We start from the raw sequence: 13,212 nt of genomic DNA, 5'->3' as shown, positions 1-13,212 counted from the left end.
GGTCAATTCACCAGCTGCAGGCGGAGTTCCTTGGGCAGGGCGAAAACCATGCTTTCCGGCTCGCCGTCCAGCTCGGCCACGCCGCTGGCGCCCAACTCGCGCAAGCGCTCGATCACGCCCTGCACCAGCACGTCGGGAGCGGAAGCGCCCGCGGTTACGCCGATGCGGGACTTGCCCGCCACCCACGACGGCTCGATTTCGGCGGCTCCGTCGATCAGGTAGGCCTCCACGCCTTCGCGCTCGGCCAGCTCGCGCAAACGATTGGAGTTGGAACTGTTGGGCGAACCCACCACCAGCATCAGATCGCAACGCGCGGCCAGTTCGCGTACGGCGTCCTGGCGGTTCTGGGTGGCGTAACAGATGTCGTCGTGACGCGGACCCTGCATCTCCGGGAACCGGGTCTGCAACGCCTCAATGATGCCGCGGGTGTCGTCCACCGACAGCGTGGTCTGGGTGGTATAGGCCAGGTTCTGCGGCTGCCCCACTTCTAGGGTAGCTACCCCTTCCAGGTCTTCCACCAGGTAGATCCGCCCTGCCCCGGACTCGGCGTTCCACTGACCCATGGTGCCTTCCACTTCCGGATGGCCCGCATGGCCGATCAGCACCACATCGCGGCCGGCACGGCAATGGCGCGCGACTTCGAAATGGACTTTGGTCACCAGTGGGCAGGTGGCGTCGAAGATCTTGAGCCCGCGCGCAGCGGCCTCCGCACGCACCGCCTGAGACACACCGTGCGCGCTGAAGATCACCGTGGCGTCGTCGGGCACTTCGTCGAGCTCTTCCACGAATACCGCGCCGCGATTGCGCAAGTCTTCCACCACGAAGCGGTTGTGGACCACTTCATGGCGGACGTAGATCGGCGCGCCCAGGGTTTCGATGGCGCGCTTGACGATCTCGATGGCGCGGTCGACGCCGGCGCAAAAACCCCTGGGATTGGCGAGGAGGATATCCATGGCGCGATTATGGACCTTTGGCCTTGCGCTTGCCGTCAAACAGACCGAACAAAGCGATACCGACCGCGCCGGCGACGATGGCCGAATCGGCCAGGTTGAAGGCCGGCCAGTAGTGCTCGCGCCAATGCCACTGGATGAAATCGACGACGTGTCCGTGGATCAGACGGTCGATGACATTGCCCAGCGCCCCGCCGATCACCAGCGCATAAGGCGCCGCCTGGCGCCAGTCGCCGCGCGCCGTGCGCGACAGCCAGAACCCCAGCAGGCCGCTGATGGCGACCGCGAGGATCGTAAAGAACCAGATCTGCCAGCCGCCCGCATCGCTCAGGAAGCTGAACGCTGCCCCAGTGTTGTAAGTGCGGTACCAGTTCCAGAAGCCTTCTATCACCGGGATTGCGGTGTATTCGGGCAGCTTCGCCAGCACCCATACCTTGCTCAACTGGTCGAGCACGATGACTACGGCTGAGAGGATCAGCCAAGTGAGGGCGCTGGGTTTTGAAGTAGTTTTCATGACGGAACGAGCCTTGCTTTTGTTTCCTTCTCCCACCGGGAGAAGGTGGCGCGAAGCGCCGGATGAGGGCGTGGAAAATCCAGCCCTCGGAAACTACCTGTCAACCTGAAAATCCACGCCCTCATCCGCCCCTTCGGGGCACCTTCTCCCGGTGGGAGAAGGAAAACGCATCAGAACCACTTCCTGTCTTCGCCCGGACCTTCGATATTGGAAACACAACGGCCGCACAACTCCGGGTGCGCCGCGTTCCCGCCCACGTCGGCGCGATGATGCCAGCAGCGCACGCACTTGGACTTGGTGCTCGGCTGGGCCAGCACGAACACTTCATCCGCGTTGACTGCGGCGACGGTGACATCGCCGCTGATGAACAAGAAGCGGAGCTCCTCCGCAAGCGGCTGCCACTTCGCGGCCGTTTCGGCGCTCGCCGACACCGTGATCTCCGCATCCAGCGCCGCGCCGATCACCCCATTGGCGCGCATCGGCTCCAGCACCTTGGCCATCTGCTCGCGCAGCGCCAGCAGCTTGTCGAAGTCTTCCGCCGACAAGGACGCATCCGCAGGCAGCGGCACCAAGCCGTCGTACCAGGTAGTGAACAGCACGTTGGCTGCGCGCTCGCCCGGCAGGAAACCCCAGATTTCGTCGGCGGTGAAGCTGAGGATCGGCGCGATCCAGCGCGTAAACGCCTCCAGGATATGGAACATCGCGCTCTGCGCCGAACGGCGGCCGCGCGAATCCTCCCGCATGGTGTACAGGCGGTCCTTGGTGACGTCCAGATACAGCGAACCCAGATCGACGCTGCAGAAATTGAGCAGGGTCTGCACGATCTCGGCAAAATCGTAGCGTTCGTATGCTGCGACGATCTTCTGCTGGACTTCGAAGGCGCGATGCACCACCCAGCGGTCCAGCGCCACCATATCGACGGGCTGCACTAGGTCTCGCGCGGGATCGAATCCATCGAGATTGCTGAGCAGGAAACGCGCGGTGTTGCGCAGGCGGCGGTAAGCGTCGGCGTTGCGCTTGAGGATTTCCTGCGACAGCGACATCTCGTTGCTGTAATCGGCCGAGCCGATCCACAGACGCAGGATGTCCGCGCCGAGCGTCTTCATGATGTCCTGCGGCTCGATGCCGTTGCCCAGCGACTTGGACATCTTGCGGCCGTTCTCGTCCACGGTGAAACCGTGGGTCAGGCACTGACGGTAAGGCGCGTGCTTGTCGATCGCCACGCCGGTAAGCAGCGAAGACTGGAACCAGCCGCGATGCTGGTCGGAACCTTCCAGGTACAGATCGGCGGGCTTGCCGAAACCGCGCTCCAGCAGCACGCCTTCATGAGTGATCCCGGAGTCGAACCATACATCCAGGATGTCGGTGGTCTTCTCGTAATCTTTGGCTTCTTCGCCCAGCAGCTCGGCCGCGTCCAGCGCGTACCAAACGTCCACGCCGCCCTGCCCCACCTTGTCGGCCACCGCGCGCATCAGTTCCACCGTACGCGGATGCGGCTCGCCGGTTTCGCGGTGCACGAACAAAGTGATCGGCACGCCCCAAGTGCGCTGACGGCTGATGCACCAATCGGGACGGCCTTCCACCATGCCGGCGATGCGCGCCTCACCCCAGGCGGGATACCACTTCACGTGTTTGATCGCAGCCAGCGCATCGCGGCGCAGATGCGCCTGTTCCATGGAGATGAACCATTGCGGCGTGGCCCGGAACACCACCGGCGTGCGATGGCGCCAGCAATGCGGATAGCTGTGCTCCAGTTTGTGGAAGGCGAGCAGCGCACCGCTTTCGCGCAGGGCGTCGACGATGGCGTCGTTGGCCTTCCAGATATGCATTCCCGCGAGCACAAGCTCGCCGGCCGGCGGTGTCGACGGCAGGTACACGCCGCGCCCATCCACCGGATTCATCTGCGCCGCGGTGTAGCGTTCGATCAGGCCGTATTTCTGGCCCACCACGAAGTCTTCCTGACCATGGCCCGGCGCGGTGTGCACGGCACCGGTGCCGTCTTCGGCGGACACGTGATCGCCCAGCAACACCGGAATCTCGCGCTCATCGTAGAAAGGATGCTTCAGCACCACGCCTTCCAGCGCACTGCCCTTGGCGTGCGCGTGCGTCACCAGGTCGTCGACGCCGTAACGCTGCAGCGCGCGCGCGGCGAGCGCTTCGGCGACTACCAGCCAACGCCGCCGGCCGTTATGCGCAGGCCCTTCGACCAGTGCGTAATCCAGGTCCGGACCCAGCGACACGGCCAGCGAAGCGGGAATCGTCCATGGCGTGGTGGTCCAGATCGGCACCGCTACTTCCACGCCTTCCGGCACGGTCACGTCGAACGCGGCGGCCAATGCCTTCGCATCGCGCACGGTGTAGGCGATGTCCACCGCCGGCGACACCTTGTCTTGGTATTCGATCTCCGCTTCGGCCAATGCCGAGCCGCAGTCGAAGCACCAATGCACCGGCTTGGCTCCACGCAGCAAATGGCCGTTGGCCACGATCTTGGCCAGCGCGCGGATTTCGTCGGCCTCGAACCTGAAGTTGAGGGTGAGATAAGGGTTTTCCCAATCGCCGATCACGCCCAGGCGCTTGAAATCGCGTCGCTGGATGTCGATCTGCTCGTTGGCGAATTCGCGGCACTTCTCGCGGAACTGCGCAGCGTCGAGTTTCACGCCTACCTTGCCGTGCTTTTTCTCCACCGCGATCTCGATAGGAAGGCCGTGGCAATCCCAACCCGGCACGTAGGGCGCATCGAAACCCGCCACGTACTTGGACTTGACGATGATGTCCTTGAGGATCTTGTTGACCGCATGGCCCAAGTGGATGGCGCCATTGGCGTACGGCGGGCCGTCGTGCAGCACGAACAACGGGCGGCCCTTGGCGTTGGCGCGCAACTGCGCATACAAGCTCTCGGCCTCCCAGCGCGCCAGCGTCTGCGGCTCGCGCTTGGGCAGGTCGCCGCGCATCGGGAATTCGGTGGCGGGCAGATGCAGCGTTGCTTTGTAATCCTGGGTCACGCGGTCGCTCGTAGTCGTTGTTCGGAAAGGAGGCGGCGCGCGGTTTCCGCGTCGCGTTGCATCTGCTCGGTCAACGAGGGCAGATCGGGGAATTTGAGTTCGTCGCGCAGCTTGGCGACGAATTCGACTTCGATGTGGCGTCCGTACAGGTCGCCGTCGAAATCGAACAGGTGCGCTTCCAGCAGAGGTTCGATGCCATCGACGGTGGGACGCGTCCCGAAACTCGACACCGACGCATGCGGGCGTTCGCCCACCCCATGCACCCAGGTCGCATAAATGCCGGAAAGCGCCGGCACTTTCGGAAAACGCAGGTTGGCGGTGGGGAACCCGAGCGTGCGGCCAAGCTGCTTGCCGCGCACCACGCGTCCGCCGATCGAATACGCGCGGCCCAGCAGGCGCGAGGCATCGGTGAAGTCGCCGCTGCGCAGGGCTTCGCGGATGCGGGTACTGGAAACGCGTTCGCCCTGCAGCAACACGGGTTCGATCGCGCCGGCGGAGAAGCCGAGCTCCCGGCCCATCCGTTCCAATAGTGGAAGGTCGCCGCCGCGCCGATGGCCGAAGCGGAAATCCGGGCCGATCCAGACTTCGCGCACTCCCAGCCGCCCGATCAGCAGCTTGCGTACGAACTCCTCGGCGTCCATGGCCGAGAGCTGAGCATCGAAGCGCAACAGGCCGACGCTGTCCGTACCCAAGGCACGCAGACCTTGATACTTGCCGCGCGCCAGAGTCAGGCGCGGCGGCGGCAGGTCGCGGGAAAAGAACTCGCGTGGCAGCGGCTCGAAGCTCAGGGCCACCGCCGGCAGCGCCAAATCCCGGGCACGCGCAACGGCGTGGCGCACCAGCGCCCGATGGCCCAGGTGCAGACCGTCGAAGGCGCCGATGCAGACCACGCTACCGTGCGGGAACAACGCCCCACCATCGACGTCACGAAACAGCCTGCTCATCACCATGAAGTATAGCCGGGAGCCGGCAACTCAATCCCAGTCACCTCAGTGTTCACGCAGGTCGCGCGGGCGGAAACCCAGCGCCAGCAGCCCGATCAGATACACCAAGCCACCACCGCAAACCAGTGTGGCGAGCCAGCCTATGCGGTGCCATTTGTCCATGGTGGTGAAATCCGGAACCCAATGCAGGCCCGCCAACAGCACGCCCGCCATCGCCGCGCAGGCAAGGATCAGGCGGACCAGATACTTTCCCCAGCCCGGCTGTCGCTGATAAACGCCGTCTCGCCGCAGCCAGTACCAGAGCATCGCCAGGTTGAGATAGCTGGCCAATGCGCTGGCGAGGCCCAGCGCCAGATGCAGTCCGGGTACCGTCGCCAGCGCAACGAAGACACCCTGTTCCTGCACGTGTTGCGGAACCCACAGCTTGTAGAGGATCGCCAGGAAGAGCACGTTCAGAACCATGTTGGCGATCAGCGAAATCACGCCCGCGCGCACCGGCGTGCGTGTGTCCTGACGGGCATAGAACGCGGGGAGCACGACTTTCACCAGCGCGAAGGCCGGCAGCCCGAAACTCAGTCCGAACACGGAAAGTGCGGTCATCTTCGTATGGAAAGCGGTGAACTTGCCGTACTGGAACAGGGTCGCCACCAATGGTTCCGCCAGCAGCATCAAGCCCAACATGGCGGGGACGGCGATGATCAGCGTGGTCCGCAGGCCCCAATCCAGCGCGTTGGAAAACCCTGCCTTGTCGGTCTTCACGTGGTGCCGCGCCAGCGCGGGCAGGATCACGGTGCCGAGGGCCACGCCGAATATTCCCAATGGCAGCTCAAGGAACCGGTCCGCCTGGGAAAGCCAGCTTTGCGATCCATCGATCAGATAGGCGGCGATCAGCGTATCCAGCAGCAGGTTGATCTGCGCCACCGACGAGCCGAACAAGGTGGGCACCATTAATTTCATGACCTTGCGTACGTCGGCGTTCTTCCAGCCCCAACGCGGCAAGGTCAGCAGATCCAGCCCACGCAAGGCCGGCAGCTGGAACAAGAGCTGCAACACACCTGCCGCCAGTACCGCCCACCCCATCGCCAGAATCGGCACCTGCATCCGTGGCGCCAGCCACAGGGCGCCGGCGATCATGCAGAGATTGAGGATGACCGGGGTCAGGGCCGGCAATGCGAACCGATGGAAACTGTTTAGCGCCCCGCCCGACAGCGCCGTCAGCGAAACGAACAGCAGGAAGGGGAAGGTCAGCCGCAACAGGTCGACCGTCAGCCCGAATTTCTCGGGGTTGATCGCGGCCCGTGGATTGAACAGGGCGGCCACTTCGGGCGTGAAGATCAGGCCCAGCGCCGTCACCAGCAGCAGGATGCCGCCCAGGGTCCCGGAGACGCGGGAGATCAGCTCCTTCAGGTCCGCGTGCGGCCGGGTTTCCTTCACCTCCGTGAAAACCGGCACGAAAGCCGTGGAGAAAGAGCCTTCGGCGAATAACCGGCGCATGAAATTGGGGATGCGGAAGGCCACCCAGAAGGCGTCCGTGGTGGCGTTGGCCCCGAACGAATAATTGATCGCCTGGTCCCGGACCAGGCCCAGCACCCGGGAGATCATGGTCATGCTGCTGAAGGACACCAGCCCCTTGAGCATCCGGGGAGGACTCATCCGACCGCCCCTTCCAGACCCGGGTTGACCCAAGTCCTTGAATCCCCCATAATTTCGCGTTCGTTTTTCCGCATTCCGCCCATTACCGCTCCACACACCGATTTCCTAGGATACCCACCGTGGCAAATATCAAGTCCGCCAAGAAGCGCGCCAAGCAGGCCGTCGTGCGCAACATGCGCAACACCGGCCAGCGTTCGATGCTGCGCACCGCCGTCAAGAAAGTGCTCAAGGCGCTGGACGCCAACGACGCCGCAGGCGCCCAGGCTGCCTTCGCTGTGGCCCAGCCGATCCTGGACCGCTTCAGCTCGCGCGGCCTGATCCACAAGAACAAAGCTGCTCGCCACAAGAGCCGCCTGACCGCCCGCATCAAGGCCCTGCAAGCCGCCTGATGCCGCGCACCTGCCCCGGGCCATCGGTCCGGCGGCAGCGCGAAAAAACCCGGCGACTGCCGGGTTTTTTATTGCCCGGAGGGCGGCGGCCGGCTCAGCCGGCATCGCGCGCTTCCTGCTCGTCCTCTTTGAGACGGTCGAAGAACGCCATCACGTCCTTCATGATCGGCCAGGTGCCTTCGCGCGACACCGCCGACGTCACGTACCAGGGCTGGGTCCAGCCCAGCTCGGCGATCACTTCGGCGGCGCGGGTCGCGGCTTCGTCCTCGAACATCAGGTCGGCTTTGTTCAGCACCAGCCAGCGCGGCTTCTGCAGCAGCTCAGGGTCGTGCTTTTCCAGCTCATGCTCGATCGCACGCACCTGCTCGGCCGGGGAGATTTCCACCCCGCCCTCCATCGGCGCCATATCCACCAAGTGCAGCAGCAGACGGGTGCGCTGCAGATGGCGCAGGAACATGGCGCCCAGGCCCGCGCCGTCGGCAGCACCCTGGATCAGACCGGGGATGTCGGCGATCACGAAGCTACGGTGCGCTTCCACGCTGACCACGCCCAGGTTCGGATACAGCGTGGTGAAGGGGTAGTCCGCCACTTTGGGCGTGGCGGCGGAGACCGCACGTATGAAGGTGCTCTTGCCCGCATTGGGGAAGCCCAGCAGGCCGACGTCGGCCAGCAGCTTGAGCTCCATCTTCAGGGTGCGCGCTTCGCCTTCGTCGCCCGGCGTGGCCCGGCGCGGCGAGCGCGTCACCGAACTCTTGAAATGCATATTGCCCAGGCCGCCCTTGCCGCCTTTGGCCACCAGCAGGCGGTCGCCATGGCTGACCAGGTCGCCGATCACTTCATCGGTGCCGACGTTGACGATGGCTGTGCCGACCGGAACGCTGATGATCAGGTCGTCGCCGCCCTTGCCGTAGCGCTGCTGGCCCATGCCGTTCTCGCCGCGCTGGGCCTTGAAGATGCGCTGGTGGCGGAAGTCGACCAGGGTGCTGATGTTCTCGTCCGCCTCGATCCACACGCTGCCGCCGGTACCGCCGTCGCCGCCGTCCGGCCCGCCCAGCGGAATGAACTTCTCGCGACGGAAGCCGATGCAGCCATCGCCGCCATTGCCGGCTATGACATCTATTTCTGCTTCGTCTACGAGTTTCATAAGGATTGGTTCGGAAATTGGTTTAGGAACAGCTGGATCTTTGAAATCGTCATCCCAGCGAAAGCCGGGATCCATCTTGATCTTGATCTTGATTTTGGCTTTTACGCCCTACGGACTCAGAGCAAAGTCAAAATGGATCTCAGCTTTCGCTGGGATGACGATCGGTTTATTGCGTTGGTGCTGAATTGTTAGGAACTACCGGACGAGAAACGAAAAGCCCCGCACACGGCGGGGCCATTCGCTCGTTGCCGCGAAAGCTTAGGCCTCGGCGACGACGCTCACGGTGCGGCGCTTTTTGGCGCCCTTCACCGAGAACTCGACCTTTCCGTCGACCAACGCGAACAGCGTATGGTCGCGGCCCAGGCCGACGCCGGGGCCCGGATGGAACTCGGTGCCGCGCTGGCGCACGATGATGTTGCCTGCGTCGATCGCCTGGCCGCCGTAGATCTTGACGCCCAGCATCTTCGGATTGGAGTCGCGGCCGTTGCGCGAGGAGCCTACGCCCTTTTTATGTGCCATGACTTATCTCCTTACTTGCTGTCACCACCGGCGATGCCGGTGATTTCGATTTCGGTGTAATGCTGCCGGTGACCCATCTGCTTCTTGTGGTGCTTGCGGCGGCGGAACTTGATGATGCGCACCTTGTCGGCGCGACCATGGGACTTGACGGTAGCGGTGACGGAGGCGCCTTTCAGCGCGTCGCCGAGCTTGACGCCCTCGCCGTCGCCCAGCATCAGGATCTGATCGAACTTGATCTCCTGGCCGGCTTCGGTCGTGAGCTTCTCGACGCGAATCGTCTCGCCCGTCATCACGCGGTATTGCTTACCGCCGGTGACTAGAACTGCGTACATGGGTATTTCCTTCTGTAGTTATTTTATTGACCCTGCCGCCATCGAGGGCGGACAGAAGCGGAATTGTAAGCCTTTCAGCAGGTTAGGGTCAACATTCCCGCCTCCCGGACCTACTTGGGGGTGGCAGCGGCGTCCCGCCGCCAGCTCTCAACGGGGCGCCGACTCCCCTGAGGCTTCCCGGAAACCAGCGGAAGCTCGTGGCCAGACGCCGGTCCCACGCGGCTCCAAGCCGTCCCAGCTACCTGTCCGCCGCCCGCACAGCGCGGCCAGACCGCCTTTTAATACGGGCAATTGCCCCCAGATCGTGGGATCGCTACGCTCTCCTGTTCGCTAACCGGATCCCCCACCCGATGGCCATGGACTTCATCCGCATTCGCGGCGCGCGGACGCACAACCTCAAAAACATCGATCTCGACCTGCCGCGAGACAAGCTGATCGTGATCACCGGTCTGTCCGGGTCGGGCAAGTCGTCGCTGGCCTTCGACACGATCTATGCCGAAGGGCAGCGCCGCTACGTGGAATCGTTGTCGGCCTATGCGCGCCAGTTCCTGAGCGTGATGGAGAAGCCCGACGTCGACCATATCGAGGGTTTGTCGCCGGCGATCTCGATCGAGCAGAAATCGACCTCGCACAACCCCCGCTCCACGGTCGGCACGATCACCGAGATCTACGACTACCTGCGCCTGCTGTACGCGCGCGTGGGCCTGCCGCGCTGCCCGGACCACGGCTATCCGCTGGAGGCGCAGACCGTCAGCCAGATGGTGGACCAGGTGCTCGCTCTCGATGGCGAGCAGCGCTACATGATGCTGGCGCCGGTGATCCGCGAACGCAAAGGCGAACACGCCCAGGTCTTCGACCAGCTGCGCGCACAGGGTTATGTACGCGTACGCGTGGATGGCGAGCTCTATGAGATAGATGCGGTGCCCGCACTCGCATTGCGCCAGAAGCACACCATCGAAGCGGTGATCGACCGCTTCAAGCCGCGCGAGGACATCAAACAGCGTCTGGCTGAGAGCTTCGAGACCGCGCTGAAACTCGGCGACGGCATGGCCTCGGTGCAGTCGCTGGACAACGCTGAAGCGGCGCCGCTGCTGTTCTCGTCCAAGTACAGCTGCCCGGTGTGCGATTACTCGCTGCCGGAGCTGGAACCGCGCCTGTTCTCGTTCAACTCCCCGGTCGGCGCCTGTCCGACCTGCGATGGGCTGGGCGTGGCCCAGTTCTTCGATCCGGCGCGCGTGGTGGTGCATCCGGAACTCTCGCTGTCCGCCGGCGCGGTGCGCGGCTGGGACCGGCGCAACGCCTACTACTTCCAGCTGATCGCATCGCTGGCCAAGCACTACCAGTTCGACGTGGACGCGCCGTGGCAGTCGCTGCCCGAAAGCGTGCGCCAGGCCGTGCTGTACGGCAGCGGCAGCGAGCTGATCACCTTCACCTATCTGACCGATTCCGGCGGGCGCAACCAGCGCAAGCACAAGTTCGAAGGCATCGTGCCGAACCTGGATCGCCGTTACCGCGAGACCGAATCGGCCGCGGTACGCGAGGAACTGGCCAAATACATCAGCGACCAACCCTGCCCCGACTGCGGCGGCGCGCGGCTCAATAAATCGGCGCGCAATGTGTTCGTGGCCGACCGCGCGCTGCCGGAACTGGTGGTGCTGCCGGTCGACGAAGCACTGGCATTCTTCCGCGGTCTTTCGCTGCCGGGCTGGCGCGGCGAGATCGCGACCAAGATCGTCAAGGAAATCGGCGAGCGCCTCGGCTTCCTGGTCGATGTCGGACTCGATTACCTGACCCTGGAGCGCAAAGCCGACACGCTGTCCGGCGGCGAAGCGCAGCGCATCCGCCTGGCTTCGCAGATCGGCGCCGGTCTGGTGGGCGTGATGTACGTGCTGGACGAACCCAGCATCGGCCTGCACCAGCGCGACAACGAACGCCTGCTGGGCACGCTGACGCGTCTGCGCGACCTGGGCAACACTGTGATCGTGGTGGAACACGACGAGGACGCGATCCGCGCCGCCGACTACATCCTCGACATCGGTCCGTACGCCGGCGTGCATGGCGGCGAAATCGTTGCCCAGGGACAGCTCGCCGATATCCTGAAAGCGCCGCGCTCGCTGACCGGCCAATTCCTGTCGGGCAAGCGCAGGATCGAAATCCCGACCCTGCGCCACAAGCCGAATCCGAAGATGACCCTGCATCTGCGCGGCGCCAGCGGCAACAACCTGAAGGACGTGGACCTGGATATCGCCGCGGGCCTGTTCACCTGCATCACCGGCGTGTCCGGCTCCGGCAAATCCACCCTGATCAACGACACCCTGTACACGCTGGCGGCCAACGAAATCAACGGCGCTTCGCACAAGCCGGCGCCGTATCGCGACGTGGAAGGCCTGGACTTGTTCGACAAGGTCGTGGACATCGACCAGTCGCCGATCGGGCGCACGCCGCGGTCCAACCCGGCGACCTATACCGGCCTGTTCACGCCCCTGCGCGAGCTGTTCGCGCAGGTGCCCGAATCGCGCGCACGGGGTTATTCGCCGGGACGTTTCAGCTTCAACGTGCGCGGCGGCCGTTGCGAAGCCTGCCAGGGCGACGGCCTGATCAAGGTCGAAATGCACTTCCTGCCCGACGTGTACGTGCCTTGCGACGTCTGCCATGGCAAGCGCTACAACCGCGAGACGCTGGAGATCACCTACAAGGGCCACAACATCAGCGACATCCTGGAGATGACGGTCGAGGACGCGCTGAAGCTGTTCGAGCCGGTGCCCGCACTGGCCCGCAAGCTGGAAACCCTGATCGACGTGGGCCTGAGTTACATCAAACTGGGCCAGAGCGCGACCACGCTGTCCGGCGGCGAAGCGCAGCGCGTGAAGCTGTCCAAGGAACTGTCGCGCCGCGATACCGGACGCACGCTCTACATCCTGGACGAGCCGACCACCGGCCTGCACTTCCACGATATCGAGCATCTGCTGGCGGTGCTGCACAAACTGCGCGACGACGGCAACACCATCGTGGTGATCGAACATAATCTGGACGTGATCAAGACCGCCGACTGGGTGGTGGACCTGGGTCCGGAAGGCGGCCATCGCGGCGGGCAGATCCTGGCCACCGGCACGCCCGAGCAGATCGTGGCCAATCCAGTTTCCTACACCGGCCACTTCCTGTCTAAATTGCTGCCGAAATCGAAGACGGCCAAGGGCGAGAAACCGGCTGCCATCGCCAAGCCCGCCGTACTGCCGCAGCGCAAGTCGGTGCTCAAGCAGATTGCGAAGGACGCCAAAGCGGCGGCGAAAACGACAGCCAAGAAGAAGGCAGCGAAGTGACCGATCCGGCAACCGCGGATCCGCCACGGAAACCAGTCTTCCGCACCGCGATCAGCGTGCGCTGGGGTGACATGGATGCGTTCGAGCATGTCAACAACGCGCAATATCTTCGCTATCTGGAGGAAGCCCGCGTGCAATGGCTTGCGAGCATCGGGGGCATATCGCTCAACGACCGCATTTCGCCAGTGTTGGTCGCCAGCCATGTCAACTATCGCCGACCGATCGAATGGCCAGAGCAGTTGGTGGTCGAACTATTCATCGATAAGGTCGGCAACAGTAGCCTGACCATGGCACACCGCATGTCGTCTTCGGAGGACGCTGATGTGCTGTATTCGGACGGCAACGTGGTGATGGTGTGGATCGACACACAAACCGGGAAGAGTGTTGCGCTGCCGGATGCGGTACGGACCGCCTGCATTGGTTGATGCTAAAAAAGTCCCGTTCG

The 13,212-nt window shown here is 63.9% G+C and carries 11 protein-coding genes; 3 read left to right on the top strand and 8 right to left on the bottom strand.

Annotation, left to right across the window (positions count from 1 at the left end):
• Window positions 1-2: 2 nt before the first annotated feature.
• The 5 genes from ispH to murJ form a co-directional block, all read right to left on the bottom strand.
• Complete coding sequence (ispH, locus tag J2W94_RS02620; protein ID WP_310090079.1) at window positions 3-953, bottom strand: 4-hydroxy-3-methylbut-2-enyl diphosphate reductase; 951 nt, start codon at window positions 951-953, stop codon at window positions 3-5.
• A 7-nt stretch (window positions 954-960) separates the two neighbouring features.
• Window positions 961-1,464: a signal peptidase II gene (lspA, locus tag J2W94_RS02615; protein WP_310090078.1), complete on the bottom strand. Its 504-nt coding sequence runs from the start codon at window positions 1,462-1,464 to the stop codon at window positions 961-963.
• 170 nt (window positions 1,465-1,634) lie between these two features.
• Window positions 1,635-4,466, bottom strand: coding sequence for an isoleucine--tRNA ligase (gene ileS / locus J2W94_RS02610; RefSeq protein ID WP_310090077.1), 2,832 nt, complete (start codon window positions 4,464-4,466; stop codon window positions 1,635-1,637).
• A complete protein-coding gene (locus tag J2W94_RS02605) occupies window positions 4,463-5,410 on the bottom strand; it encodes a bifunctional riboflavin kinase/FAD synthetase (RefSeq protein ID WP_310090076.1) in 948 nt (315 codons plus the stop codon). The genes ileS and J2W94_RS02605 overlap by 4 nt, the downstream gene beginning before the upstream one ends.
• A 45-nt stretch (window positions 5,411-5,455) precedes the next feature.
• Window positions 5,456-7,048: a murein biosynthesis integral membrane protein MurJ gene (gene murJ / locus J2W94_RS02600; RefSeq protein ID WP_310091556.1), complete on the bottom strand. Its 1,593-nt coding sequence runs from the start codon at window positions 7,046-7,048 to the stop codon at window positions 5,456-5,458.
• A gap of 134 nt (window positions 7,049-7,182) precedes the next feature.
• Between murJ and rpsT the strand changes: the two genes are divergently transcribed.
• On the top strand, window positions 7,183-7,452 hold the full coding sequence (rpsT, locus tag J2W94_RS02595) for a 30S ribosomal protein S20 (RefSeq protein ID WP_093281058.1): 270 nt from the start codon (window positions 7,183-7,185) through the stop codon (window positions 7,450-7,452).
• Between the two features lie 94 nt (window positions 7,453-7,546).
• On the opposite strand, the gene cgtA is transcribed toward rpsT, so the two are convergent.
• From cgtA to rplU, 3 genes are all read right to left on the bottom strand, one after another.
• The gene (gene cgtA / locus J2W94_RS02590) at window positions 7,547-8,596 is read right to left on the bottom strand and encodes an Obg family GTPase CgtA (protein ID WP_310090074.1); all 1,050 of its coding nucleotides are present in this window, start codon (window positions 8,594-8,596) and stop codon (window positions 7,547-7,549) included.
• Between the two features lie 258 nt (window positions 8,597-8,854).
• A complete protein-coding gene (gene rpmA, locus J2W94_RS02585) occupies window positions 8,855-9,115 on the bottom strand; it encodes a 50S ribosomal protein L27 (protein ID WP_093281069.1) in 261 nt (86 codons plus the stop codon).
• Between the two features lie 11 nt (window positions 9,116-9,126).
• Window positions 9,127-9,447 (bottom strand): 50S ribosomal protein L21, encoded by a 321-nt coding sequence (gene rplU, locus J2W94_RS02580; RefSeq protein ID WP_310090073.1) that lies wholly within the window; start codon window positions 9,445-9,447, stop codon window positions 9,127-9,129.
• 350 nt (window positions 9,448-9,797) lie between these two features.
• Between rplU and uvrA the strand changes: the two genes are divergently transcribed.
• Together uvrA and J2W94_RS02570 are read left to right on the top strand one after the other, a co-directional pair.
• Window positions 9,798-12,767 carry an excinuclease ABC subunit UvrA gene (gene uvrA / locus J2W94_RS02575; protein WP_310090072.1) on the top strand — a complete coding sequence of 990 codons (2,970 nt, stop codon included), beginning with the start codon at window positions 9,798-9,800 and terminating at the stop codon, window positions 12,765-12,767.
• A complete protein-coding gene (locus tag J2W94_RS02570; RefSeq protein ID WP_310090071.1) occupies window positions 12,764-13,192 on the top strand; it encodes an acyl-CoA thioesterase in 429 nt (142 codons plus the stop codon). The genes uvrA and J2W94_RS02570 overlap by 4 nt, the downstream gene beginning before the upstream one ends.
• The last annotated feature ends 20 nt before the right edge of the window (window positions 13,193-13,212 follow it).

Origin of the sequence: Pseudoxanthomonas sacheonensis, assembly GCF_031455975.1 — a bacterium.
Taxonomy (GTDB): Bacteria; Pseudomonadota; Gammaproteobacteria; order Xanthomonadales; family Xanthomonadaceae; genus Pseudoxanthomonas_A; species Pseudoxanthomonas_A sacheonensis_A.
This window is presented reverse-complemented; position numbering and strand designations above follow the sequence as displayed.

Coding starts and splice junctions, on each gene's coding strand:
- ispH (WP_310090079.1), bottom strand. CDS start 953: ATGGATATCCTCCTCGCCAATCCCAGGGGTTTTTGCGCCGGCGTCGAC.
- lspA (WP_310090078.1), bottom strand. CDS start 1,464: ATGAAAACTACTTCAAAACCCAGCGCCCTCACTTGGCTGATCCTCTCA.
- J2W94_RS02605 (WP_310090076.1), bottom strand. CDS start 5,410: ATGAGCAGGCTGTTTCGTGACGTCGATGGTGGGGCGTTGTTCCCGCAC.
- murJ (WP_310091556.1), bottom strand. CDS start 7,048: ATGCTCAAGGGGCTGGTGTCCTTCAGCAGCATGACCATGATCTCCCGG.
- cgtA (WP_310090074.1), bottom strand. CDS start 8,596: ATGAAACTCGTAGACGAAGCAGAAATAGATGTCATAGCCGGCAATGGC.
- rpmA (WP_093281069.1), bottom strand. CDS start 9,115: ATGGCACATAAAAAGGGCGTAGGCTCCTCGCGCAACGGCCGCGACTCC.
- rplU (WP_310090073.1), bottom strand. CDS start 9,447: ATGTACGCAGTTCTAGTCACCGGCGGTAAGCAATACCGCGTGATGACG.
- uvrA (WP_310090072.1), top strand. CDS start 9,798: ATGGCCATGGACTTCATCCGCATTCGCGGCGCGCGGACGCACAACCTC.